Annotated in this window: 19 protein-coding genes; 1 reads left to right on the top strand and 18 read right to left on the bottom strand. The window is 64.6% G+C overall.

The features are described from left to right. The first annotated feature begins 61 nt into the window (after positions 1–61). Positions 62–1,888: an aminopeptidase P family protein gene (locus tag V1479_RS19520; protein ID WP_368804414.1), complete on the top strand. Its 1,827-nt coding sequence runs from the start codon at positions 62–64 to the stop codon at positions 1,886–1,888. Here V1479_RS19520 and V1479_RS19515 read toward each other — a convergent pair. From V1479_RS19515 to V1479_RS19430, 18 genes are all read right to left on the bottom strand, one after another. Next, positions 1,883–2,176, bottom strand: a complete 294-nt coding sequence (locus V1479_RS19515) for an AzlD family protein (protein WP_173192156.1) — start codon at positions 2,174–2,176, stop codon at positions 1,883–1,885. The two genes, V1479_RS19520 and V1479_RS19515, sit on opposite strands and share 6 nt — an antisense overlap. Next, the gene (locus V1479_RS19510; protein ID WP_368804413.1) at positions 2,173–2,898 is read right to left on the bottom strand and encodes an AzlC family ABC transporter permease; all 726 of its coding nucleotides are present in this window, start codon (positions 2,896–2,898) and stop codon (positions 2,173–2,175) included. The genes V1479_RS19515 and V1479_RS19510 overlap by 4 nt, the downstream gene beginning before the upstream one ends. A 251-nt stretch (positions 2,899–3,149) precedes the next feature. After that, complete coding sequence (ligA, locus tag V1479_RS19505; protein ID WP_368804412.1) at positions 3,150–5,303, bottom strand: NAD-dependent DNA ligase LigA; 2,154 nt, start codon at positions 5,301–5,303, stop codon at positions 3,150–3,152. 68 nt (positions 5,304–5,371) lie between these two features. Next, entirely contained in the window at positions 5,372–7,045 is a 1,674-nt protein-coding gene (gene recN / locus V1479_RS19500) for a DNA repair protein RecN (protein WP_368804411.1), read from the bottom strand. A gap of 22 nt (positions 7,046–7,067) precedes the next feature. Continuing rightward, complete coding sequence (locus tag V1479_RS19495) at positions 7,068–7,901, bottom strand: outer membrane protein assembly factor BamD (protein WP_173192162.1); 834 nt, start codon at positions 7,899–7,901, stop codon at positions 7,068–7,070. Between the two features lie 260 nt (positions 7,902–8,161). After that, a complete protein-coding gene (lpxC, locus tag V1479_RS19490; RefSeq protein WP_173192164.1) occupies positions 8,162–9,112 on the bottom strand; it encodes a UDP-3-O-acyl-N-acetylglucosamine deacetylase in 951 nt (316 codons plus the stop codon). A 316-nt stretch (positions 9,113–9,428) separates the two neighbouring features. Next, positions 9,429–11,096: a cell division protein FtsZ gene (gene ftsZ / locus V1479_RS19485; RefSeq protein WP_173192166.1), complete on the bottom strand. Its 1,668-nt coding sequence runs from the start codon at positions 11,094–11,096 to the stop codon at positions 9,429–9,431. Between the two features lie 65 nt (positions 11,097–11,161). Then, the gene (ftsA, locus tag V1479_RS19480; protein ID WP_368804410.1) at positions 11,162–12,475 is read right to left on the bottom strand and encodes a cell division protein FtsA; all 1,314 of its coding nucleotides are present in this window, start codon (positions 12,473–12,475) and stop codon (positions 11,162–11,164) included. After that, positions 12,472–13,407 carry a cell division protein FtsQ/DivIB gene (locus tag V1479_RS19475; RefSeq protein ID WP_368804409.1) on the bottom strand — a complete coding sequence of 312 codons (936 nt, stop codon included), beginning with the start codon at positions 13,405–13,407 and terminating at the stop codon, positions 12,472–12,474. The genes ftsA and V1479_RS19475 overlap by 4 nt, the downstream gene beginning before the upstream one ends. Further along, the gene (locus V1479_RS19470; RefSeq protein WP_368804584.1) at positions 13,395–14,321 is read right to left on the bottom strand and encodes a D-alanine--D-alanine ligase; all 927 of its coding nucleotides are present in this window, start codon (positions 14,319–14,321) and stop codon (positions 13,395–13,397) included. The genes V1479_RS19475 and V1479_RS19470 overlap by 13 nt, the downstream gene beginning before the upstream one ends. A 224-nt stretch (positions 14,322–14,545) precedes the next feature. Continuing rightward, on the bottom strand, positions 14,546–15,511 hold the full coding sequence (gene murB, locus V1479_RS19465; RefSeq protein ID WP_173192168.1) for a UDP-N-acetylmuramate dehydrogenase: 966 nt from the start codon (positions 15,509–15,511) through the stop codon (positions 14,546–14,548). Beyond that, positions 15,508–16,911 carry a UDP-N-acetylmuramate--L-alanine ligase gene (gene murC / locus V1479_RS19460; RefSeq protein ID WP_173192170.1) on the bottom strand — a complete coding sequence of 468 codons (1,404 nt, stop codon included), beginning with the start codon at positions 16,909–16,911 and terminating at the stop codon, positions 15,508–15,510. The genes murB and murC overlap by 4 nt, the downstream gene beginning before the upstream one ends. Further along, positions 16,908–18,032, bottom strand: coding sequence for an undecaprenyldiphospho-muramoylpentapeptide beta-N-acetylglucosaminyltransferase (murG, locus tag V1479_RS19455; RefSeq protein ID WP_368804408.1), 1,125 nt, complete (start codon positions 18,030–18,032; stop codon positions 16,908–16,910). The genes murC and murG overlap by 4 nt, the downstream gene beginning before the upstream one ends. After that, a complete protein-coding gene (ftsW, locus tag V1479_RS19450; RefSeq protein WP_368804407.1) occupies positions 18,033–19,187 on the bottom strand; it encodes a putative lipid II flippase FtsW in 1,155 nt (384 codons plus the stop codon). Further along, positions 19,187–20,587, bottom strand: a complete 1,401-nt coding sequence (gene murD, locus V1479_RS19445; protein WP_368804406.1) for a UDP-N-acetylmuramoyl-L-alanine--D-glutamate ligase — start codon at positions 20,585–20,587, stop codon at positions 19,187–19,189. Before murD ends, ftsW begins: the two co-directional genes overlap by 1 nt. 3 nt (positions 20,588–20,590) lie before the next feature. Continuing rightward, entirely contained in the window at positions 20,591–21,673 is a 1,083-nt protein-coding gene (gene mraY, locus V1479_RS19440; RefSeq protein WP_368804405.1) for a phospho-N-acetylmuramoyl-pentapeptide-transferase, read from the bottom strand. Positions 21,674–21,695: 22 nt separating this feature from the next. Next, positions 21,696–23,141 carry a UDP-N-acetylmuramoylalanyl-D-glutamyl-2,6-diaminopimelate--D-alanyl-D-alanine ligase gene (locus V1479_RS19435; RefSeq protein WP_368804404.1) on the bottom strand — a complete coding sequence of 482 codons (1,446 nt, stop codon included), beginning with the start codon at positions 23,139–23,141 and terminating at the stop codon, positions 21,696–21,698. After that, complete coding sequence (locus V1479_RS19430; RefSeq protein WP_368804403.1) at positions 23,138–24,589, bottom strand: UDP-N-acetylmuramoyl-L-alanyl-D-glutamate--2,6-diaminopimelate ligase; 1,452 nt, start codon at positions 24,587–24,589, stop codon at positions 23,138–23,140. The genes V1479_RS19435 and V1479_RS19430 overlap by 4 nt, the downstream gene beginning before the upstream one ends. Positions 24,590–24,633: the final 44 nt, after the last annotated feature.

The following is a 24,633-nucleotide window of genomic DNA, read 5'->3' as shown; positions in this document are numbered from 1 at the left end:
GTTGCAACCGCCCGGCCTCGCGGATAGACCTTTGCAGCGGCACAGCTAAGCGAGGAAAGCCATGTTCCAGTCATTTGACCCGCGCACCGATCCGAGCCAGGGCATCGCCAGGGTCGCGCAACTGCGTGAAAGGCTCTCAGACGCTGGGCTGGACGGTTTTCTTGTGCCGCGCGCCGATGAGCACCAGGGCGAGTATGTCGCTGCCTCTTCCGAGCGTTTGCAATGGTTGACTGGCTTTACCGGCTCCGCCGGCGCCGCGCTTGTGCTCGCCTCACGCGCGATCCTGTTCGTCGACGGTCGCTACACGCTTCAGGCGCGCGCGCAGGTCGATGCCGCGACCTTCGACATCGACAGCCTGGTTGAGAACCCACCGGCCAAATGGCTTGAGGCGAATGCCCGCGCCGGCATGAAGATCGGCTTCGACTCCTGGCTGCACACGATGGCCGAAGCTGCTGCCTTGCGCAAATCGCTGGACAAGGCCGGCGCGACGCTCGTGCCTGTGCAAGGCAACCTCGTCGATGCCATCTGGTCGGATCGACCGGCTCCGCCGGCCGAAAAGGTCGAGATACAGCCAATCGGCTTTGCCGGAGAACTGGCGAAGGACAAGATCGACCGCCTAGCCGAAACCCTGCGCAAGGACGGCGCGAGCCACGCCGTGCTGACGGACCCGTCGTCGCTTGCCTGGGCATTCAATATCCGCGGGCGCGACGTGCCGCACACCCCGCTGGCGCTGGGATTTTCCATTATTGCCGCCGAGGGTCTGCCACAGCTCTTTCTCGCGCGTGAAAAGCTGACCATCGAAACCGAGGCCTATCTGACTCAGCTCGCCGACATTCTGGACCCGCAAATGCTGGAAGGCGAACTCGCCCGGATCGCGGCGGCGGGCGGCAAGGTCGCGCTCGACCCGGCGCTCGCCGCGGAGCGCCTGCGCCTCATCGTCGAAGAAAACGGTGGCACGGTTCTGTCCCTGCCCGACCCGGCGCGACTACCGCGCGCAATCAAGAATGCGGCCGAGCTGCAGGGCAGTCGCGCCGCCCACCGGCGTGACGGCGCGGCGATGGCGAAGTTCCTGTGCTGGCTGGACGCGCAGAAGACCGGTTCTGTCGACGAAATCCAGGCAGTCCAGGCACTGGAAGGGTTTCGTACAACCACCGGCGCGGACGTCCAGATGCCGCTGCGCGACATATCGTTCGACACAATCTCGGGCGCGGGGCCGAACGGCGCCATCATCCACTATCGCGTGACCACGAAGACCAACCGCACCCTTGGCGACGGCGAACTCTACCTCGTCGATTCCGGCGGCCAGTATCAGGACGGCACCACCGACATCACCCGCACGATCGCAATCGGCGCTCCGACCGACGAGATGCGCGAACGCTATACGATCGTGCTGAAAGGCCTGATCGCCCTGTCGATGCTGCGCTTCCCGCCCGGCACCCGCGGCATGGATGTCGACCCAATCGCGCGTCAGGCACACTGGAATGCCGGCATCGACTACGCCCACGGCACCGGCCACGGCGTCGGCGCGTTCCTCTCCGTGCACGAGGGGCCGCAGCGCATCGCCAAGACCGGCGCGCAAAAGCTGCATGCCGGAATGATCCTTTCCAACGAGCCCGGCTATTACAAGGAAGGCGGCTACGGCATCAGGCTCGAGAACCTGATCGTTGTCACGGAACCGGAGCCGATCCCCGGCGGCGACATCGCGATGCACGGCTTCGAGACGCTGACGCTGGCGCCCTTCGACCGCCGGCTGATCGCAACCGACATGCTCTCGCCTGCCGAGCGCAGCTGGCTCGACGCCTATCATAGGCGCGTGTTGAAGGAGATCGGCCCCATGGTGGATGGCGAGGTGCTTGCGTGGCTGGAGGCTGCTACGGCTGCCCTATAGCGTGTTGCGCAGCACGATCAGCACGACCGCGCCTGCGACGAACATCGCCGACAGACTGCCGCGCAACGCAACCACCCCGGCAACCACGAGGGCGGCCCATTCCGCCGGACCGCCGGTGGTGGCGACCGGCGCAACCAGTGTCGTCAGCACCGCAGCCGGCACCGCGTTCAATCCAGCCTCGACACGCGGGTGAACGCGATCGAACCGCGACAGCACCAGATGGCCGCCAATGCGCGATATGTAGGTTGCGAGCGCGCCGGCCAGGATGATCCAGATCGTGGTGCTCATGCGCCCGTGCCCTCCCCGTTCGGCGGCATCATGGCCGCAAGTGCGATGCCGGCAGCGGCACCGATCGACACATGCCAGGGCGAGCCGACGAAATAGTAGGCGGCAATGGAGGCTGCGGCACTGACGCTGACCACGGGCAGCCAGAGCGGCCGCTTGCGAAAGTCCATCACCAGACCGAGGAAATAGATCGGCAGCAGAAAATCGAGGCCGAGCGCATGTGGATTGGGTATCAGGCTGCCGAACGCCGCGCCGAGCCCGGCTTCGATCACCCAGCAGACATAGATCGGTGTGGCCATGCCCATATACCAGGCGAACGAGAGCCGACCCCTCAGGCTCTGTTTCTCGCCCTCGGCATATTGCGGATCGACGAGGAAGAAGAAGCCGAACGCGCGTTGCGCCGACGTCCAGTGGGTTACCTTGCGGCCAAGGGCCGCCGAATAGAGCACGTGCCGGAAATTGACCGCGAAGATCGACAGCACGATGAGCCACGGCGCGATCGTCTGCCCGAACAGTTCGAGCCCGACCATCTGGCTGGCGCCGGCATAGACGGTAGCGCTCATCAGCACCGCTTCGCCGAGTGTCATCCCGTTCTGGATGGCAAGCGCGCCGAACAGCAGGCCGAAAGGCGCAGAGGCGAGCACCACCGGCAGCCCCCGGCGGGCGCCGTCGAGAAAATCGCTTCTGGGGCTGAATTTCTGCCCGGTCGTTTCGGCAATGGACATGTAGCCTCGCTCAGGTGACGCGTATTTAGGTCAGCACCGCTGGCCTGTCACATGAATTCGCTTGAACCAATCAGCCACAAAAAACGAAGCTTCCGCGAACACCGGCGAACGCACCGCTTAAGGTTTCCGGATCGCGTTCGCGGCGCCGACTTTCCTGAAGGGTTCATCTGGCGGATGACTCTTCAACGAAGCTGAGCAATCGGGCGAAACTTTTTCGCGTCACCGGTCCCTGTCTCGCGCGCTGAAACAGCCTACTGCCCGACACGCTCGAACCAGGCGTCCTCGTCGATCACTTCGATGCCGAGCTCGGTCGCCTGCTTCAGCTTGGAACCCGCACCGGGCCCGGCGACGACAAGATCGGTCTTCTTGGAAACTGAGCCGGCGACCTTGGCCCCAAGCCGCTCGGCCATGGCCTTGGCTTCGTCGCGCGACATCCGCTCGAGCGCGCCGGTAAAGACGACGGTCTTGCCGGCCACCGGAGACGAGATATCGCCCACAGGTTCTTCGTCCAATGGCGTCACCTCGGCAAGCAGTGCATCCACGGCTTCGTTGTTATGCGCCTCGGCAAAGAACTCCACCAGCGCCTCGGCCACGACGGAGCCGATGCCGTTGATCCCGACCAGTTCCTGCCAGGCGGCATTGCCGGGGTCGCCCTTGCCTTCGGGCATCACCGCTTCGCTGGCGCCTGCGCGCAGGGCCTCAAACGACAGATAGTGCCGCGCCAGCCGCTTGGCGTTGGTCTCGCCGATATGGCGCACGCCGAGCGCGAACAGGAACCGCGACAGCGCGACCTGCCGCCGATCGTCGATGGCAGCGTAAAGCTTGCGTACGGACACGGCGCCGAAACCTTCGACATTCTCCAGCTTGGTCAGCGAGCCTTCCTGCCGCGCCTTGAGCGTAAAGATGTCGGCCGGGGTGCGTATGCGCAGTGAAGCGTCTTCGTGGTTGAAGAAGAACTCGATCTGTTTCTCTCCCAGGCCTTCAATGTCGAACGCGTTGCGCGACACGAAATGCCGGATGCGCTCAACGGCCTGCGCCGGACAGACGAGCCCTCCCGTGCAGCGGCGCACGGCCTCCCCTTCCTCGCGCACTGCATGGCTGTCGCATGCCGGGCAACGGTCGGGAAAGACGTAAGGCTGCGCATCCGCCGGGCGTTTCTCGGGCACGATGTCGAGGATTTGCGGGATGACGTCGCCGGCCCTCTGCACCAGAACGGTGTCGCCGACGCGGATGTCCCTGCCCTCGCGAATCGGCTGCCCGTCATTGCCGATGCCGCGAATGTAGTCCTCGTTATGCAGCGTCGCGTTGGTTACGACGACACCGCCGACTGTCACCGGTTCGAGCCGCGCCACGGGCGTCAGCGCACCGGTGCGGCCGACCTGTATCTCGATCGCGCGCAGCACAGTCGTCGCCTTCTCGGCGGGGAACTTGTGCGCGGTCGCCCAGCGCGGGCTGCGCGAGCGGAAACCGAGCCGTTCCTGAAGGTCGAGCCGGTCGACCTTGTAGACGACGCCATCGATGTCATAGGGCAGGCTCGCCCGCTCGGCCTCGATTGTGCGATAGCGCGCCAGCATCTCCTCGACCGATCGGCAGATGCCCATATGGTCGTTGATCCGGAACCCCCACGAGCCCAGCCGCTTCACGGCTTCGAACTGCGTTTCCGCCAGCGGCGCACTCGTCTCGCCCCACGCATAGGCGAAGAACCTCAGCGGCCGCTTGCGTGTGTTCTCCGGATCCTTCTGGCGCAGGCTGCCGGCGGCGAAATTGCGCGGATTGGCGAAGACGCGGCCGGTCTCTTCCGCCATGCGTTCGTTGAGCGCCAGAAAGTCGTCGCGGCGCATATAGACCTCGCCGCGCACCTCCACCACATCCGGCGCGTCATCCGGCAACCGTTGCGGCACCTCGTCGAGCGTGCGGATATTGGCGGTGACGTTCTCGCCGGTCGAGCCGTCGCCACGCGTGGCCGCCGTCACCAGCTCGCGATTCTCGTAGCGCAGTGACATCGACAGGCCGTCGATTTTCGGCTCGGCGGTGAATGCCAGCTCGCCCTCCGCCGGCAGAGCCAAGAACCGGCGCACGGAAGCAACGAAGTCGCGCACGTCCTCATCGGAAAAGACATTGTCCAGCGACAGCATCGGCTTTGCGTGGACGACCTGCCCGAACGCACCAGAGGGTGCTGCGCCAACGGCGGCGGATGGCGAATCCTCGCGCATCAGCTCGGGAAAGGCAGCCTCTATCTCCGCATTGCGCAAGCGCAGGGCGTCGTACTCGGCATCCGAGATCGTCGGCGCGTCCTCGCCGTGATAGCGCCTGTCATGTTCGGCAATCTCGGCGGCAAGTGCTGCCAGTTCCTCCGCTGCCTCCTCGGCGGAAAGGTCTTCGACGGGCTTTGGGGAACGGGGCATGACGAGAATCCGGGCTGCGGCAGGTGCGATACACTAGCGTGGCCGACGCGGCGCTCAAGAGCCCCGTGTCAGGAGACCACGGCGTTTTCGCGCAGAAGTCGCTCGGCGGCAGCCCGTGCTTCATCGGTGATGGTCGCGCCGGCAAGCATGCGCGCGATCTCTTCCTGCCTGTCGGGCCGCCCGAGCGCCGCGACGCCAGTCGCGACCTTGTCGGCCCCGCCCGACTTGGAGATCAGGTAGTGCGTGCCCGCGCGTGCTGCGACCTGCGGCGCATGGGTGACCGAGAGCACCTGGATATGGCTTGCAAGCCGGGCGAGCCGCTGTCCGATCGCATCGGCAACCGCGCCGCCTACGCCGGTATCGATCTCGTCGAAGACGAGCGTGGGTGCCGAACCGCGATCGGCCAGCGCGACCTTCAGCGCCAGAAGGAACCGTGAAAGCTCACCGCCGGAAGCGACCTTCATGATCGGCCCCGCACGCGTGCCGGGATTGGTGCGCACCCAGAACTCGATCTGGTCTATGCCGGCTTCCGTACGGTCCTCCGGCTCCGAATTGATTTCGACGATAAATTCCGCGCGCTCCAGTTTGAGCGCGGGTAGTTCCTTCATCACCGAGCGCGCCAGCGCTTCAGCCGTTCCCTTGCGCAGTTCGGACAGGTGCGCCGCTGCCTCGTCGTAGGCCGCGCGGGCGGCAACCGCGTCCTTCTCCAGCCCGGCAAGTCGTTCCTCGCCCGCATCGAGATCGGTCAGGTCGGCTGCCATGGCGTCGCGCAATGCCGCCAGATCGTCGACGGCAACGGAATGCTTGCGGGCAACGGCCCGCAGCGCGAACAGCCGCTCCTCGGCATCTTCCAGCGCCTTGGGATCGAACTCGGCTGCCCTCAGCGCGGCATCAACCGCCTCCTGCGTGGCATCGAGCGAAATCAGCGCTTCGTCCAGCGTCCTGATGATCTCGTCCAGCAGGCCAGGCGCGGCCTCGGCCTTGCGCTGCAGCCGTCGCAGCAGGCTTGCCAGTTGCGGAACCGATGAATTCGGCCCCGACAGCACGTCCTGAGCGTCCGAAATGTCCGAGGCGATCTTCTCCGCGTGCATCATGGCCGCGCGGCGCTCAGCGAGCTCGGTCTCCTCGCCGGGCTGCGGCTCGAGACGCGAAAGCTCTTCGACCGACGCGCGCAGATAGTCCGCCTCGCGCGCGGCAGCCTCGACCTTTGCGCGATGGCTGACAAGCGCTTGCTCCGCTGCACGCCATGTGCGCCACGCTCGGGCGACCGACTGCGCCGCGCCGACATGCCCGCCGAACGCGTCCAGCAGGTCGCGATGCGCCGCGGCATCCACCAGCGCGCGGTCGTCATGCTGGCCATGAATCTCCACCAGGGCGCGGCCGATCTGGCGCAGCAGCGTGACGCTTGTGGGTTGATCGTTGACGAAGACCCGGCTGCGGCCGTCCGCCGACTGGCTTCGCCGCAGGATCAGATCGCCGTCGTCATCGAGCCCGTTTTCGCGCAGGAGTTCACGCGCCGGATGATTTTGGGGAACATCGAAGATCGCAATGACATTGCCCTGCCCCGCCCCGTTGCGGACCAGCGAGGCATCGCCGCGCGCACCAAGCGCGAGCGACAGCGCATCGAGCAGGATCGACTTGCCGGCGCCGGTCTCGCCGGTCAGCACCGAGAGGCCGGTCGAAAAATCAATGTCGAGCCGTTCGATCAGTACGATATCGCGGATCGACAGGTGGGCGAGCATCTAGCCTCTGGCGAAGTCTGGATCAGCTTCTGGCGTTCCCGCCGAGCAGCGAGCCGGCCCGGCTGAGCCAGGACTCCTGATTCTCGCGCGGCGAGAGGCCACCCGATTGCAGAAGCGCGTAGGAATCCTTGTACCACTGGCTCTCGGGATAGTTGTGGCCGAGAACGGCGGCAGCCGTCTGCGCCTCGGAAGCGAGGCCCATGGCGTAATAGGTCTCCGTCAGACGTGCCAGCGACTCCTCGACGTGGCGGGTATCGGAATAGACCTCGACGACATTGCGGAACCGCTTGACGGCGGCGATGTACTCACGACGCTCGAGGTAGTAACGGCCGATCTGCATTTCCTTGCCGGCGAGCTGGTCGCGGGCAAACCGGATCTTGGCCTTGGCATCCTCGACATATTCGGACTCCGGCCACCGGTCGATCACCTCCTGCATCGCTTCAAGCGCGCGGCGCGATTCCTTCTGGTCGCGGGTGACGTCGCGAATCTGCCGGAAATAGGACAGGCCTACGATGTACTGCGCGTACGCCGCATCGTCGGTGGTCGGATAAAGCGAAACGTAGCGCTGACCGGCGGTCACGGCCTCTTCGTAGTTGCCCTGGCGGTACTGGGCGAAGGCATTCATGACCATCGCCTTGCGGGCCTGCTCCGAATAGGGGTGCTGGCGATCTACCGCCTCGAACTTCTTTCCGGCTTCGCTCAGCCGACCGGCCTCGAGGTTCGCAAGACCCTGGTTGTAAAGGGTATCGGCCGGTTCAACACTCTCGACATATGCCGCGAGGTCGACGTCGCGATCGCTGGCGCAGGCCGAGACAAGCAGCGGCAGCGCAATGGCAGACACGACCAGCCCGACCATACGGGGGCGCCTGTCGCAAGCGGCTCTCCGGAAATCATTCATACGGGTGTTCGCCCCTCTGGCGTTCAGTAACCTGGCAACGCATCGACGCTCTGCGAAAATTGCAATCGTCTCGCGGCCCGATGCTCGAATGTCGCGGCAGTCATAATTCAACTACCGTCCCTCGGCAACGTTCTTGCCCTGCAATGGCACTTTTTTGTGGCGATCAGATGTTACCGTCGCTGCAATGCACAGCCGGATAACGGCCCGTCGGTGAGCTGTCAGATAGCCCAGGGAGCGTAAACCGGCGCGTTGACGGCAATCATCTCCGCCTTGCGGCCGCTTTCCCGGCGACCTGTCTCGACGATCTCGAATGCCGAGCGATCCGAAAGCAGCCGCCGCAGTGCGGTCGCATTCAACCGGTGCCCGCCACGGTAGGACCGGAAGCAGCCGATGAAACGCGCACCCGCCAGCGCCAGGTCGCCCATCGCATCCAGCATCTTGTGGCGCACGAATTCGTTGGAATAGCGCAGGCCTTCCATGTTGATGACACGGTCGTCGTCGCCGATCACCACGGAATTCTCGAGCGACGAGCCCAGCGCGTAGCCGGCGGCCCAAAGACGCTCGACATCTTTCATGAAGCCGAAGGTGCGTGCCCGCGCAATGTCCTTGCGGAACAGGTCCGGCGTGACGTTCGCCGCATAGAACTGCCGGCCGATGGCGGGGCTGTCGAAATCGATCTCGATCTCGAAGCGGGTTCCGTCGTGAGGGCGAAACTCGGCCCAGGACGCGCCGCTCTCGATGCGAACAGGCTTCACGATGCGGATATAGCGGCGCTTGACCGCCTGCTGCTTGATCCCGACCTGATCGAACGCCTCCACGAACGGACCGGCGCTGCCGTCGAGCACGGGAACCTCGTTTCCATCTATCTCGATGGCCAGATTGTCGATACGCAGGGAAGACAGCGCGGCCAGCAGATGCTCGACAGTCGCGACATGAACACCGGCAGGATCGCCGAGGATCGTGCTCAGATCCGTACCGCCCACTTCCGCCACCAGTGCCCGCATCTCCACTGTCTCGCCATTGCCGAGAACACGCGTGAATACGATGCCGGTGTCAGGGTCTGCCGGGCTGAAGTGAATGGAAACGGTTTTTCCGCTGTGTACACCCGTGCCGGATAACGACACGCGCGAATTGAGCGTGGTCTGGTAGTCGTGCAAGTCGATCCCCATAGGCCCGTCCCGGTTACGCCCGCTATATCGGCATTCCGATTGCGGCTCTTCTCACCGGTCGGCGGATTCTCATCCCCACGAATCCCCTGACCGTAACGCTTGGTTGGGAAGATAAAGTTCCGGACCGGAGAGTCCAAATCACGGTTTCTTACCTTCTGTTACGCCAGAGCGCGATTTCACTCTGAGCTTTAACCCTTTGTTATCATTTTGCCTTTGACGGCAAAAGGCGAGTGCGTCAGCACTCGCCTGTAACATTGCGTTACCGCAATGAAAAAGCCTTGAAGGTGGCCGGGCGGCGAACCGCCCGGAACCTTTGCTAGTTGGCCTGCCGGCGCAGGAATGCCGGGATTTCGAGCTGGTCGTCATCCTGCGGTCCACGCGGCTGAACCGATAGCCGGCCCTGGTCGTCGAGCTGGCCACGGCGCGGCGCATAGGCCTGCGTGTCGCTCATCTGCGGACGGCGCTGCTCCGGCTGGCGCAGGCGCGGCTCTCGCGGCTGTGCCGGCTGAAGGCGTGCAGGCTCGTCTTCGCGGCGACCTGCCGAGAGCCCCTGGGTCAGGCGCTTCAGCAAGCCCATCGGACCGCGCTCTTCGCCGTCATGTGCATGCGGAGCTTCCAGTTCCGCCCGCACGACCGGCGGAAAATCCTCGACGCGCGGCATGCGCGGCTGGGCGGGTGCAGCCATCTGCGGCGCGGGAGCATGCTCAGCCACCGGTGCCGGACGCATCTGTACGGGCTGCTGCACCACCTGCGGAGCGGCAGCTTCGGGAGCCGGCTGCGCGAACAGCTTGCTCTGCGGGCGGAACTCCTGCTCGGCGGCGGCACGGGGAGCCGTTGCAGCCATTTCGGCGTTCATTTCCGCGATGCGGATCGCTTCGGCGACGGGATCGGCAGCACGCGGCGCTTCGGACTGGACCGGCGCTGGCTGCGCCGGACGAACCTCGACCGGACGCTGTTGCTGCTGGACCGGCTTCTGCGGCTGGCGCACGGCAATCGGCGGCATGTTGATGTCCGCAGCCGACTTGTCGATGCCCGTGGCGACGACCGAGACGCGGATGACGCCTTCCAGTTCCTCGTCGAACGTGGCGCCGAGGATGATGTTGGCATCCTGGTCCACTTCCTCGCGGATGCGGGTTGCTGCTTCGTCAACCTCGAACAGCGTCAGGTCACGACCACCAGTGATGGAGATCAGCAGGCCCTTCGCGCCCTTCATCGACGTTTCGTCGAGCAGCGGGTTGGCGATCGCCGCTTCGGCGGCTGCCATTGCGCGGCCTTCGCCGGACGCTTCGCCGGTGCCCATCATCGCCTTGCCCATCTCGCGCATCACCGAGCGAACATCGGCGAAGTCGAGGTTGATCAGGCCTTCCTTGACCATCAGGTCGGTGATGCAGGCAACGCCCGAATAGAGCACCTGGTCGGCCATCGCGAAGGCGTCGGCGAAGGTGGTCTTGTCGTTGGCGATGCGGAAGAGGTTCTGGTTGGGAATGACGATGAGCGTATCGACGCTCTTCTGCAATTCCTCGATGCCCATATCCGCCGTCTTCATGCGGCGCTGGCCTTCGAAGTGGAACGGCTTGGTCACGACGCCAACCGTCAGGATGCCCTTCTCGCGGGCAGCGCGTGCGACGACCGGGGCTGCACCCGTACCCGTGCCGCCGCCCATGCCGGCAGTGACGAAGCACATATGCGTGTTGGAGAGGTGGTCGACGATCTCGTCGATGCACTCTTCAGCGGCTGCACGCCCCACTTCCGGCTGCGAGCCGGCGCCCAGACCCTCGGTCACGTGCGCGCCGAGCTGGATTAGCCGGTCTGCCTTCGACTGGGTGAGCGCCTGTGCATCAGTGTTGGCAACGACAAAGTCGACGCCACGCAGACCGGCGGTGATCATGTTGTTGACGGCATTGCCGCCACCACCACCAACACCGAACACGGTGATACGCGGCTTGAGTTCGGTAATGTCCGGCTTCTGCAGATTGATGCTCATTTTCCTCGTCCTTTTCGCCTTTCCCGCCGCTTCGCCGCCGCGGCTGCGTGGGGCTATCCCCGCTGTTAGAAACTATCTTTGAACCACTGACTGACACGATGGAGCCTGCCACCGGTACCGGTGCCCTTGAAACGCAGGACACCCCCCTTTCCGTACCGGCTCTCGGCTTCCGCGACCTGCGGATAAATCAGCAGGCCTACCGTCGTCGCGAATGCCGGCCCCTTGGCCGCTTCCGGCAGACCGGTGACGCCCAGCGGGCGCCCCAGCCTCACGTTGCGCGCGAGAATGCGCCGCGCCGCTTCCGGGAGACCCGAAAGCTGACTGGCACCGCCTGTAAGCACCACGCGTTTGCCGACCACGCCGCCGAAACCGGACTTGTTCAGCCGGTCCCGCACGATCTCGAGTGTCTCCTCGATCCGCGCGCGGATGATCTTGTTCATCACGGAGCGCGGCGCGTGCTGCGGCATGTCGCCATCGTCAGGGCCGATCGGCTGGATCGTCACCATGTCGCGGTCGTCGTCGACCGCCGGCAGGGCCGAACCGTGCATCACCTTCAGCCGCTCGGCATGTTCGCGCCCCGTCGAAAGGCCGCGCGCCAGATCCATGGTGACGTGCCCGCCGCCGATCGGCAGCACTTCGGCATGAACGAACTTGCCCTCGGCGAAAATCGAGATGGTTGTCGTGCCGCCGCCCATATCGATGCAGGCGGCACCCATTTCGGCCTCGTCGTCGACCAACGCCGACAGGCCGCTTGCATAAGGCGTGGCGACCATGCGCTCGACCGACAGGTGCGAGCGATTGACGCAAAGCTCGAGATTGCGCAGCGGCGCGGAGTCGGCGGTCAGCACATGCATGTCGACGCCCAGCACGTCACCGATCATGCCACGCGGATCGCGAATCCCGCGCTCGGCGTCCAGCGAGAAGCCGACGGGCAGCGAATGCACGACCTCGCGCTCCGCGCGCAGCGCTTGCTTGGCGCCTGCGGTCAGGACACGCCGGATGTCGCCCTCGCCCGCTTCATGGCCGCCAAGATTGACCGAGGACGAGAAGATCGTGCTCTTCATCCGCCCGGCAGACATGTTCACGAACAGCGACTCGACCGTCAGCCCGGCCATGCGCTCGGCCGCATCCACCGCCAGCCGGATCGACTGCTCGGCGCGATCCAGGTCGATGATCGTGCCGGACTTCACACCCTGCGATTTCTGGTGGCCGATGCCGATGACCTTCACCTTGTGGGTGCGACCGGGCAGGCGCTCACTTTCTTCGCAAGGCTTAAGCCGACCGATGACGCAGCACACCTTCGTGGAGCCGACATCCAATACGGTGACGATGCCGGAGCGACCGGCCGTCGAATCCTTTTGTCCACCGAGCCAGCTCATATGCGTCGCTCCGCAGGACGGTAGTTTTTGCCGAGGCGTTCCTTGAGCGCCGCTTCCCGCGCTGTCGCCGCATCCGGCGTCAGCTTGACCACGAGCCGGTCCGCAAAGCGCATATCGACCGTTTCGATGTCCCGCGACAGCAGACCATAGCGATGGTCGAGTGCCAGAAGGTCGCGCAGCGCATCGTCCTCGCCGCGCTCCGGAAGCTTGACGGTCATGCCGTTTTCGAGGCGCAGATCCCAGCGCCGCTCCGAAACACGCACATAGCCACGCACACGCGCCGCGAGATCGGGATAGGCCGCCACCTTGGCGACGAAACCGGCCGCAGGCTCCTCGGCGCCGACACCGACAACCAGCGGCAACGCGCGATAGCGCGCACCCGAAAGCGGTGCGATCGTCCGGCCGTCCGTTTCAATCAGCGAAAGGCGGCTGCCCTGCTGCCAGATCGCGAACGGCTCGCGCTCAACGATCTTCACCTCGAGCGTCGACGGGTAAATCTTGCGAACCGACGCCTCATCGACCCACGGCAGGCTGGCGATCCGATCCCGCGCGTCCTGCACATCGAACCCGACCAGCGAGGTCCAGCCATCCAGTCCGACGCGGTCGAAGATATCGATTTCGGAGGTCTCGCGATTTCCGCTCACGCGAATCTCGTCGATCGCAAAGCCGGTACGCGCGGTAACCGCCTGGATAACGGTCGGCATGTGACCGCCGAGCACGGCACCGTAGAGTGAAAACGAGCCGACGACGGCGGCTGCAAGCATGGTCATGGTGTAGGGTGGCGCCTCGATCTCGCCGGAGACGAAACGCGAGAACGCGCGCGCAGGCTTGCGCAGCCAGCGCGGAAGGACATACCCGCCGGATGCAGGCGCAAGCCGCCCGCGCACTCCAGCGATGGCCGTCCTACCGTGTCCTGACGTCAACGCAAACAAGAAGCGTCCTCCACCATCCAACTCAGAAGCTCACCAAACCCATGACCCGCCTCAGCGGCAATTTCAGGCACCAGCGACGTCGGCGTCATTCCCGGCTGCGTGTTCACTTCCAGCCAGATCAGTTCGCCATTTTCCGAATGACGATCGTCGTAACGGAAGTCCGATCGAGAGACGCCACGGCAGCCAATCGCTTGATGTGCCTTCAACGCCAGTGTCTGTATTTTTTGGTAAATAATTGGTGAAACTTTTGCGGGGCATTCGTGTTTTGAGCCGCCGGCGACATATTTTGCGTCGTAATCGTAAAAGGTGTGGCCGACGGGTATGATCTCGGTGACGCCGAGCGCCACATCGCCCATCACCGCGCAGGTCAGCTCGCGTCCGTGGATGTATCGCTCGACCATCACCGTATCGCCGTAACGCCAGTCCGAAGAGCCGATCACCTGTGGCGGATGCGACTGATCCTCCTGGACGATGACCACACCGAAGCTGGACCCCTCCTTGACCGGCTTGACGACATAGGGCGGCTTCATCGGATGCTTGTTGCCGATGTCGAAGCGGTTCATGACCCTGGCCTCTGCCACCGGGATGCCCGCCGCCTTGGCAACCCGCTTCGCCCGCTCCTTGTCCATGGCAAGAGCAGACGCGAGCACGCCGGAATGGGTGTAGGGAATTTCGAGATATTCGAGGATGCCCTGGATGGTGCCGTCCTCACCAAAAGGACCATGAAGCGCATTGAAGACCACGTCTGGCCGAAGTTCAGCCAGAACGCTGGAAACGTCCCGCGTCACGTCGATGCGGGTAACCTTGTACCCCTCACCCTCAAGCGCATCTGCGCACGCATTGCCTGAAGAGAGCGAAACCGGCCGCTCGGCCGAAAACCCGCCTAACAGAACGGCCACATGCTTCTTTGCCATGCCCGCAGATCCCCTCTTGAGCCGGGCCGCATTCGTGTTTCGCCAAGTTTGAGTCCGAGTCTTCCGGCGACAAGGGTTCGCCAGCGTCCGCACGCTCGACTCAAATCAGGAAACGATTCTGACCCCAAGGAATCAGAGGATTGATTCCGTGACAAGCCCTTGAGATTCGAAGCGATTCACTTTTTGAAACAGAACCGCTTCTACGGGGTCGAAAATAGTGCGCGCTAAAGCAGCTGACCGAGGTAAGGCTGCACTTCGCGACCGGGTTTGAAATCGCCGATACGCTTGATTTCCCATTCGAGGCGGATGCCTGAATTTTCGAGCACACGGGCACGCACGGTCTCGCCGAGGAACTCCAGGTCGTAGCCCGTCGCAGAACCTGTGTTGATCATGAAATTGCAGTGCATCGGCGACATCTGTGCCCCGCCGATCATCAGCCCGCGGCATCCAGCCTTGTCGACTTCCTTCCAGGCCGAGGTGCCTTCGGGGTTCTTGAAGGTGGAACCGCCGGTCTTCTCGCGAATCGGCTGCACCGTCTCGCGATGGGTCTGCACCGCATCCATCGCCGCCTTGACCGCCTCGCGATCCTCCGGGTAGCCCTCGAACTCTGCTCCGACGAAAATCAGGTCCGGTGCCGCAGACGAATGCCGATAGGCGTAGCCCATATCCGCATTGCTGAACTCATGCGCATTGCCCTGCCGGTCGAGCGCGCGCACGGATACAACGCGCTCGCGGGTCTCGACGCCGTTGGCGCCGGCATTCATCCGCAGCGCACCGCCGATCGCGCCAGGTATGCCGTGATAGAAATGAAAGCCGCCGAGCCCCGCCTCCAGTGCTGCAGCCGCCACACGTTTGTCGGGCGTCGCTGCGCCGGCACGAAGCCGATTCGCGCCGATCGCCTCGACACTGCCGAATCCCTTTGCGGAAAGGCGAACCACGACCCCGCGGATCCCGCCTTCGCGGACGAGCAGGTTGGAGCCGATTCCAACCACGGTGACGGGAACGTCCAGCGGGAGCCCCTTCAGAAAGGCCGACAGGTCCTCCTCGTCGGCCGGCTGGAACAGCAGGTCCGCAGCACCACCGGCGCGAAACCAAGTGATGGCGTCCATCGGCGCATCCGGCGTCAGCCGGCCGCGCACGGTGCCGGCCAGATCGCCAAGCCGCTCGAGAAGAGCTGCGCCGGTCGTCATGACGCCCCTTCCAGTTCCTTCGGAAGCGCGTATGCCCACTGCGTGATGTTGCCGGCTCCCAGGAGCACGACGAAATCGCCTTCGCGCGCCAGCTCACGCACCAGTGGCGCGATCGCCTCAGGGCCGTCGATATGACGGGCATCGCGATGACCGCCGGCACGAATGCGCGAAACCAGCGCCTCCGAGCTGACACCCTCTATGGCATCTTCGCCCGCTGCATAGACCGGCGCGAGGAGGACCGTGTCAGCATCGTTGAAGCAGGCTGCGAAATCGTCGAAAAGGTCGCGCAGCCGGGTGAACCGGTGCGGCTGGGCCACCGCGATCACACGCCCCTTGCACGCCTCGCGGGCCGCCCTCAGCACCGCCTTGATCTCGACCGGATGGTGCCCGTAGTCGTCGAATATCTCGACGCCATTCCACGACCCGGTATGCGTGAAGCGTCGCTTGACGCCGCCGAAGGATGACAGGCCGCGCCGGATGTCATCCGCCGAAAGTCCGAGCTCGTGGGCGACAGCAATCGCGGCCGTGGCATTGGAAACGTTGTGACGGCCAGGCATCGGCAGCCGCAGGCCGGTGATGTCCTCAACACCGCCCGTCTTGCGGTCGCGGATGGTCACGTCGAACACGGATGTCGCGCCGTCCATGTGCATGTTGGAAAAACGAATGTCGGCCTGCTTGTTTTCGCCGTAGGTCACGACGCGGCGGTCCTCGATGCGGCTCACCAGCGCCTGCACCTCGGGATGGTCGATGCACATGACGCCGAAGCCGTAGAACGGCACGTTCTCGACGAAGCTGGCGAACGCCTCGCGCACCTTGTCGAACGAGCCGTAGTGGTCGAGATGCTCTGGATCGATGTTTGTGACAACCGCGATGTCGGCAGGCAGCTTGAGGAACGTGCCGTCGCTCTCGTCGGCTTCCACCACCATCCAGTCGCCCGCACCCATGCGGGCATTGGTGCCGTAGGCATTGATGATGCCGCCATTGACGACGGTCGGATCGAGCCCGCCGGCATCGAGCAGCGTTGCCACCATGGATGTCGTCGTCGTCTTGCCATGGGTGCCGCCGATGGCGATCGCATTGCGGAAGCGCATCAGTTCGGCAAGCATCTCCGCGCGCCGCACGATCGGCAGCAGTTTTTCGCGAGCGGCGACGAGTTCGGGATTGTTCTTCTTCACCGCGGTGGAGACGACCACGACCTCGGCCGCGCCGAGATTTTCCGCCGCATGGCCGACGAAGCAGGCGATTCCCTTGTCGCGCAGGCGCTGCACATTGGCGCTGTCTGCCTGGTCGGAGCCCTGCACAGAGTAGCCGAGATTGTGCAGCACCTCGGCTATGCCGCTCATGCCGATACCGCCGATGCCAATGAAATGCACGACGCCGATTGTCTGCGGCATCTTCATGCCTGCATCCTTCCCTTGAACGCTTCGACGGATTCGCCCGAGGCAATAGCCTCTGCAAGGTCCGCAAGCAACCGCGTGGCGTCCGTTCGGCCCACCGACCGCGCGTCTGCAGCCATCTTCGAAAGCTTTCCCGGATCGTTGAGCAGCCCGGCCATGTCGCTTGCCAAGCTTGCCGCGTCGATCTCGTTCTGGCGCCGCATCAGCGCACCGCCGGCCTCGACCAGTATGCGCGCATTATGGCCCTGGTCGTCGTCCAGGGCGTGCGGCAGCGGCACGAGAATGGAAGGCCGCCCGAGAACCGAAAGTTCCAGCACGGTCGAGGCCCCGCCGCGCGCGACCACCAGATGGGCAGCGGCCATATGGGCCGGCAGATCGGCGAAGAACGGCGACACCTCGGCCTGCACGCCGAGCTCTGCATAGGCGTCGCGGACCCGCACCTCGTCCTCCGGCCGCGCCTGCTGGACGATGCGCAATCGGGCACGTAGCGCCTCGGGCAATTTGGCCACTGCTTCGGGAACCGTATCGGAAAAGAAGCGCGCGCCCTGGCTACCGCCAAAGACGAGCAACCGGATGGGCTCGTCTCCCGCTGGCGCCGCAAACGGCTCGCGCGCTGCTTCCAGCACAGCGGAGCGGACCGGGTTGCCCACGGGCACGATCTTGCCCGCATAAGCCCCCTCGGGTTTCAGGAAACCGCCGGCGATAGCGGTCACCCGTCCGGCCAGAGCCTTGTTGGCACGTCCCATCACAGCGTTCTGCTCGTGGACGATAGTCGGCAGTCCGCGCCGCGTGGCCGTCCACAGCGGTGGCAGCGTCGGATAGCCGCCAAAGCCGATCACCGCGTTGGGCGAAATGCGCGCCATGATCCGTCCGGCCTCGCGCGCGCCCTGCCATATAGTCCAGAAAGCCTTGGCTAGTGCGATCGGGTTTCGGGAGCCGATCGTGGCCGACGGGATGGTGTGGATTTCCGTAGCCGGAAACGAACCGGCGTAGCGTTCGGCACGGCCGTCGGTGGCCAGATGCACCGTCCAGCCGCGCGCGATCAACTCATGCGCCAGCGCTTCGGCCGGAAACAAATGTCCGCCCGTGCCGCCGGCCGACAGCAGAATAACGCCCTTCGCCATCTATTCCGCCGGTTGCACGGTGCGGATCAGTGTGTGCGAACCGATGCGCATCCGTTTCTGCGGATCCTTGCGGGTGAGCGCAAGCACCATGCCCATGGAGATCGCCACCGCAACGAGCGACGAACCGCCGTAGGAGATGAACGGCAGCGTCATGCCCTTGGCCGGAAGAAGCTGCAGGTTGACGCCCATGTTGATGATCGACTGGAGCCCGAACAGCACGACGAGGCCCGAAACCGCGTAGCGCGAGAACTCGTCACTCTCCTTCATCGAGTGCGACAGGCCGCGCAGGACCACGAATGCAAAAAGCATGGCAATCAGCAAACAGACGATCAGCCCGAATTCCTCACCTGCGACTGAGAAGACGAAGTCGGTGTGGCTATCCGGCAGGATGCGCTTGACGCTGCCCTCGCCCGGACCCTGCCCGAGCCAGCCGCCGCGCACCAGCGCCTCGCGTCCCATGTCGACCTGGAAGGTGTCGCCCTCGCCGGTGACGAAACGGTCGATACGCGCGGCCACATGCGGAAAGGTCGTGTAAGCCGCAACACCGATTCCCATCGCCGCACCGCCCAAAACAGCAATCCAGAACCACGGCATGCCCGCCATGAAGAACATGACACCCCATGTCGCCAGCACCAGCAGTGATTGCCCGAGGTCGGGTTGCGCCACCAGCAGCGCCAGCACGAGGCCGAGAAGGATTATGGCGAAGAGATTGCCCGGAACGTCGGGCCGCCTTGCATGCTCGGAAAAGAGCCATGCGCAGATGATGACAAAGCCCGGTTTCATGTATTCGGAGGGCTGCACCGAGATGCCCAGGATATGAATCCAGCGTCGCGATCCCTTGATCTCGATACCGAAGTAGAGCGCAGCAACCATCAGCACCAGCGAGCCGGCCAGCATGACAAGCGCCAGCCGCCGCACCTGTCGTGCGTTGAGGAACGAGACGCCGATCATGATCACGACGGCCGGCAGCATGAACATCATCTGTCGCGTCACGAAGTGATAGCTGTCGAGACCGATCCGCTCGGCCACCGCAGGGCTGGCCGCGAAGGACAGGACGATACCGAGGCCCATAAGGGTCAGGAACGCGGCGAAGAACCATCGGTCGACCGTCCACCACCAGTTCGCGACGGGACCTCTGTCGATACGACTGACCATCAGCGTTTCCCTCCAAAAGGCACGATTCCATCGAGCGCGAGCACCGCCTCGCGGAAGGCATCGCCCCTGATTTCAAAGTTGCGGTATTGATCGAAGCTGGCGCAGGCGGGCGAAAGCAGCACCACCGCCTCGGCGGCCTCGTCACGCGCCGCATCCTCGGCGGCATGCTGAAGCGCGGCGTCGAGCGTGCCGGATATTTCATAGGGCGCCGCATCACCGAGCGTTGCCGAAAACTGCGGCGCGGCCTCGCCGATCAGGTAGGCCTTCGCGACACGCGGGAAGAAGGAGCGCAGGCTGTCGATTCCGCCCTCCTTGGGCAGGCCGCCGGCAATCCAGTAGATGCGCTGGAAGCTCGAAAGCGCTGGGGCCGCCGCGTCGGCATTCGTCGCCTTGGAGTCGTTTACGAAGATCACGCGGCCGCGGCGGCCGACCTGCTCCATGCGATGCGCCAGCCCGGGGAAGCTTTCGAGCCCCGACTGGATTTCACCGAGGTCGAGCCCGACCTTCAGGCAGGCGGCAACCGCCGCCAGTGCGTTCTGCGCATTGTGCAGGCCACGCAGCGAGCCGATGCCTTCGAGGAAGCCAATGCGGCTGTATTGCCCGCGCACGGCCTCCATCAGATCGGTCCCATCGGCGAAATAGCCGTCCGTCAGCGGCAGGCGCTTGGAGATCCGGATCACCTCCTTGCCCACCCGCTCGAGGCGGTCGGCGATCTGCGCGCAATATGAATCGTCCACACCGATTATGGCGGTGTCGCTCCCCGCGACCAACCGCTCCTTGATCTCGGCATAGCGCTGCATCGTGCCGTGCCGGTCGAGATGGTCGGGCGTCAGGTTGAGCAGGATACCCGCGCTGGGGTTCAGCGATGGCGCGAGTTCGATCTGGTAGGAGGAGCACTCGACGACGTGAAACCGGTTGCGAGCAGGCGGGTCGAGCGTCATCACCGCGCGACCGATATTGCCACCCATCTGGGCGTCACGGCCAGCGGCGGCGAGAATGTGGGCGATAAGCGCGGTGGTCGTCGACTTGCCGTTGGTGCCTGTCACGGCGATGAAGGGTGCATCGGGGCAGCGCGCGGCACGCTCGCGTGAAAACAGTTCGATGTCGCCGATGATCTCGACACTTGCCCCACGCGCCAGCTCGACGGTCCAGTGCGGCTTGGGATGCGTCAGCGGCACGCCGGGTGACAGCACGAACGATGCAAATTCCGACCAGTCGACCTCGCGCAGATTGGCGACTGCTATGCCTTCGCGCTCGGCACGCGCCACGCTTTCGGGATTGTCGTCCCACGCGGTGACGGCAGCGCCACCCTCGGTAAGGGCGCGCGCGGTCGCGATCCCCGATCCGCCAAGACCGAAAAGGGCGACCTTGCGTCCGCTGAGTGTGGTGGCCGGAATCATCGACTACCTCAGCTTGAGCGTCGAAAGGCCGATGAGGGCCAGGATGACGGCGATGATCCAGAACCGGATAACCACCTGGCTCTCCGTCCAGCCAAGCTTCTCGAAATGATGGTGGATCGGCGCCATCAGGAAGACCCGCTTGCCGGTCAGCTTGAACCAGGCGACCTGGATGATCACCGACATGATCTCGACGACGAAAAGCCCGCCGATGATGGCCAGAACGATCTCGTGCTTCGCGGCCACGGCGACCGCGCCGATGAGCCCGCCCAGCGCTAGAGAGCCGGTATCGCCCATGAAGATCGCAGCGGGTGGCGCATTGAACCACAGGAAGCCGAGGCCGGCGCCGATGACGGCGCCAAGCACGACTGAAAGCTCACCGGTGCCCGGTGTGAAGTGGATTTGCAGATAATCAGCAAAGACCGCGTTACCCGCAAGGTATGCGATCACACCGAAAGAGGCGGCCGCGACCATCACCGGCACGATGGCGAGGCCGTCCAGCCCGTCGGTCATGTTCACCGCATTGCCGGCACCGACCATCACGAAGGCAGCGAAAGGCACAAAGAAGATGCCAAGGTGCAGGACAAAATCTTTGACGAAGGGAAAGGTCAGCGAAGATGAGAAAGGCTCGGTCCCGGTCCGCATGATGACGTATGCGGCGATGCCGGCGATGATGAACTCGATCAGCAACCGGATTTTGCCGGAGAAGCCCAGATGCGACTGCTTCGTGACCTTCAGATAGTCGTCATAGAAGCCGATCGCGCCGAAGCCCAGCGTCACCAGCATCACGACCCAGACGAGCGGGCTCGACAGATTGCCCCACAGCAGTACCGAACCGATGATGCCTGTGAGCATCATGAGACCGCCCATCGTGGGCGTTCCGGCCTTCTTGAAATGCGTCTGCGGGCCATCGGCGCGGATCGGCTGGCCCCTGCCTTGGCGGATGCGTAGGGAGTTGATGATCGCAGGCCCGAACATGAAAACGATCAGCGCTGACGTGATCAACGCCCCGCCGGTGCGGAAGGTGATGTATCGAAAAACGTTGAAGGCCGAGAAATGATCGGCAAGTCCAACGAGCAGCAACAGCATTGGCGGCGTCCCCCGACGTCTCTCAGGCTTCTCTGGCAACGCGGCCGGCCGGAGCCGCCGCGGGAAATTTCTCTAGCAGCGCCTCCACGAGCTTCGAGAACCCGGCGCTCTTGGAAGACTTGACCATGATCACGTCGCCGGGCCGAACCGTCTCCATCAGCAGCGGCTTCAACTCGTCGGCGCTGGGCCGATGCTGCGCCGCGGCCTCATCGGGCAACGAAGCGGCGAGTGCCCCGATCTCGGAGCCGCCCAGCAGGATGATGTCGGCTCCGGACTTTGCGATCGGTCCCGCAAGCGCCTCATGCAGCTTTCTCGAATGCACGCCGAGCTCCAGCATGTCGCCCAGAACCGCTATCCGGCGGCCCCCGGGCGGCACGGATGCAGTACCCAACAGGTCGAGCGCTGCCTTCATGGACACCGGATTGGCGTTGTAGCTTTCGTCGATGACGATGATCTCGCCGCCGGCCGGATGCCCGAGCGCATAACGCCGGCCACGGCCGCGTTCGGCCTCGAACTGCGCCAGCGCCGGTGCTGCCTTTGTGACATCGACACCGGCCAGATAGGCGGCCCCGAGCACGGCAAGCACGTTCTGAACCATATGGCGGCCCGGCGCGCCAACCGTCAGCGATAGTTCCTGTCCGGCCATCTTCACAACGATGCGCGAGCTTTCGCCGCCGAGTTGGCAACCCGCAAGCCGGAATGTCGCGCGGGCATGCTCGCCGAAGCTCCAGATATGCTCGACGCCGAGATCGCGCGCGGCCTTGTCGAGCAGCTTCCATTGGCGATCGTCACGATTGATGAGCGCGTGGCCGCCGGGCTCCAGACCCTCGAAAATCTCGGCCTTGGCTCGTGCGATATCCTCAATGCTCTTGAACGCCCCGAGATGGGCCGGCGCGATGGCCGTTATCAAAGCGATGTGCGGCCGCACATATTTCACGAGCTGGCGGATTTCGCCGGGATTGCTCATGCCGATCTCGAAGACCGCGTAGTCGCAATCTTCCGGCATTCTCGCCAGCGTAAGCGGCACGCCCCAGTGGTTGTTGAAGGATTGAGGCGACGCATGGACGGTGCCGACGGCCTCGAGCGCGCAGCGCAGCGCTTCCTTCGTCGTCGTCTTGCCGACCGAACCGGTGACGCCGATGATCTTTGCCTTGGCGCGCGCGCGCGCCGCCACTCCGACGGCCTCGAGTGCCACCATGACGTCCGGCACCACGATCATCGGGGCAGTGATGCGGCCCAGCGCCGGCAGCCTGCTTTCGGCAACAACGAGCAACCCTGCCCCGGCCTTGAGCGCGGCGGTCGCGAAGTCGTGCCCGTCGAACCGCTCACCCTTGATCGCGAAAAAGGCGTCGCCCGGCTTCAACGTGCGCGTGTCGATCGAGATGCCGGTCACACCCTCGGGCATCGCGCCCACGGGCCTGCCGTTCATCGCCCCTGCAAGTGCCTGGCTGCGCCATAGGAGGCTCATGCTGCGCGCTCCGCAAGAGCGGCCCGCACCTCGGCGTGATCCGAGAACGGAAGCGTCACGTCGCCGACGGTCTGGCCTTCCTCGTGCCCCTTGCCCGCAACCACCAGTGTGTCGCCCGCATGCAGCATCGTGATCGCCTCGCGGATCGCCTGACGGCGATCGCCGATCTCGATGGCGCCGGGTGCCGCCTCCATGATCGCCGCACGGATCGCCGCCGGCTCCTCGGAGCGCGGATTGTCGTCGGTGACGATGGAGACGTCCGCCAGCCGCGTTGCGATCTCGCCCATGATCGGGCGCTTGCCCCTGTCACGATCGCCGCCGCAACCAAAGACGACCAGAACACGCCCGGTCGTGAAAGGCCTCACCGCCTTCAGCACGTTCTCAAGCGCATCCGGTTTGTGGGCGTAGTCGACATAGACCGGCGCGCCTTCCGGCGTTGTGCCGACGTGTTCCAGCCTGCCCGACGCGCCTTTCAATCCTTCCAGAGCCATCAGCGCCTTGCCCGCCTCAAGCCCGGTCGAGATGGCGAGTCCCGCTGCCACCAATGCGTTGGCAATCTGGAAATCCCCGGCCAACGGCAGATCGATTTCGTAAATCTCACCACCTGTGGCGATCTCCGCCCGCTGGCGGAACCGTTCGTGTTCAACCCGCTTGAGTTGCAGGAAATCGCCCTTGCGGCCAACGGTCAGCACCTCCAGGCCGGCACCGCGCGCGGCGTCGATCGTCGGCTGTGACCATGTATCGTCGGCAAAGACGACTGCCGGCGCGCCTTTTGGCAGCAACTCGGTAAAGAGCCGCATCTTGGCGGCATGATATTCCTCGACCGTCGGATGATAATCCATGTGGTCGCGACCGAGATTGGTGAACCCGCCCGCGGCCAGACGCACCCCGTCCAGCCGTCGCTGGTCGAGGCCGTGGCTCGACGCTTCCATCGCGGCATGCGTCACGCCGGCACCGGCGAGTTCCGCCAGCAGCAAATGCAGCGTCACAGGATCGGGCGTCGTCAGCGAGCCGTACTCCTCGCGGCCCGGCGCAACGACGCCGGTCGTGCCGATGGACGCGGCCGCCAAACCGGCCTGTTCCCATATCTGCCGGGTGAAGGACGCCACGGAGGTCTTGCCGCTGGTACCCGTCACGGCCACCATCGTTTCAGGCTGCAGGCCGTGGAAAACGGCCGCGGCAAGCGCCAGCGCGTGGCGCGGATCATCGATCGCAATCACCGGCACGCCGGGATCGGTGGTCAGCGAACCGCGCGCCGCAATGACAGCGGCTGCGCCGCGCTTCACCGCGTCGGCCACGAAGGATGCGCCGTCCGCCCGCGTCCCTTGCAGGGCGGCAAACAGAAAGCCGGGTTCAACCCGGCGCGAATCCGACGATATCCCCGCAACCTCGATCTCGCCCAAGGCGCCGGGGACGGGCAGGAAACCGGAAAACTGGCTGAGCTTCATCAAATTCCATTGGTCCGAATACGTGGACGCCCCCGCAATCCCCG

This window comes from Neoaquamicrobium sediminum (genome assembly GCF_040970315.1).
Taxonomy (GTDB): Bacteria; Pseudomonadota; Alphaproteobacteria; order Rhizobiales; family Rhizobiaceae; genus Aerobium; species Aerobium sediminum.
The sequence above is the reverse complement of the archived record's forward strand: the minus strand, read 5'-3'. Positions and strand labels throughout refer to the sequence as shown.

What these genes read in the sequence shown, in the direction of transcription:
- ftsZ (WP_173192166.1), bottom strand. Translation starts at nt 11,096, where the DNA reads ATGAGCATCAATCTGCAGAAGCCGGACATTACCGAACTCAAGCCGCGT.
- V1479_RS19470 (WP_368804584.1), bottom strand. Translation starts at nt 14,321, where the DNA reads ATGGCAAAGAAGCATGTGGCCGTTCTGTTAGGCGGGTTTTCGGCCGAG.
- murG (WP_368804408.1), bottom strand. Translation starts at nt 18,032, where the DNA reads ATGGCGAAGGGCGTTATTCTGCTGTCGGCCGGCGGCACGGGCGGACAT.
- lpxC (WP_173192164.1), bottom strand. Translation starts at nt 9,112, where the DNA reads ATGGGGATCGACTTGCACGACTACCAGACCACGCTCAATTCGCGCGTG.
- ligA (WP_368804412.1), bottom strand. Translation starts at nt 5,303, where the DNA reads ATGCCCCGTTCCCCAAAGCCCGTCGAAGACCTTTCCGCCGAGGAGGCA.
- V1479_RS19495 (WP_173192162.1), bottom strand. Translation starts at nt 7,901, where the DNA reads ATGGTCGGGCTGGTCGTGTCTGCCATTGCGCTGCCGCTGCTTGTCTCG.
- ftsW (WP_368804407.1), bottom strand. Translation starts at nt 19,187, where the DNA reads ATGGTCAGTCGTATCGACAGAGGTCCCGTCGCGAACTGGTGGTGGACG.
- mraY (WP_368804405.1), bottom strand. Translation starts at nt 21,673, where the DNA reads ATGCTGTTGCTGCTCGTTGGACTTGCCGATCATTTCTCGGCCTTCAAC.
- ftsA (WP_368804410.1), bottom strand. Translation starts at nt 12,475, where the DNA reads ATGAGCTGGCTCGGTGGACAAAAGGATTCGACGGCCGGTCGCTCCGGC.
- V1479_RS19520 (WP_368804414.1), top strand. Translation starts at nt 62, where the DNA reads ATGTTCCAGTCATTTGACCCGCGCACCGATCCGAGCCAGGGCATCGCC.
- murD (WP_368804406.1), bottom strand. Translation starts at nt 20,587, where the DNA reads ATGATTCCGGCCACCACACTCAGCGGACGCAAGGTCGCCCTTTTCGGT.
- V1479_RS19435 (WP_368804404.1), bottom strand. Translation starts at nt 23,141, where the DNA reads ATGAGCCTCCTATGGCGCAGCCAGGCACTTGCAGGGGCGATGAACGGC.
- recN (WP_368804411.1), bottom strand. Translation starts at nt 7,045, where the DNA reads ATGCTCGCCCACCTGTCGATCCGCGATATCGTACTGATCGAACGGCTC.
- V1479_RS19430 (WP_368804403.1), bottom strand. Translation starts at nt 24,589, where the DNA reads ATGAAGCTCAGCCAGTTTTCCGGTTTCCTGCCCGTCCCCGGCGCCTTG.
- murC (WP_173192170.1), bottom strand. Translation starts at nt 16,911, where the DNA reads ATGAAGATGCCGCAGACAATCGGCGTCGTGCATTTCATTGGCATCGGC.
- V1479_RS19515 (WP_173192156.1), bottom strand. Translation starts at nt 2,176, where the DNA reads ATGAGCACCACGATCTGGATCATCCTGGCCGGCGCGCTCGCAACCTAC.
- V1479_RS19510 (WP_368804413.1), bottom strand. Translation starts at nt 2,898, where the DNA reads ATGTCCATTGCCGAAACGACCGGGCAGAAATTCAGCCCCAGAAGCGAT.
- murB (WP_173192168.1), bottom strand. Translation starts at nt 15,511, where the DNA reads ATGACGACCGGCGCAGCTCTTCTCGAGCGGCTTGGCGATCTGGCCGGC.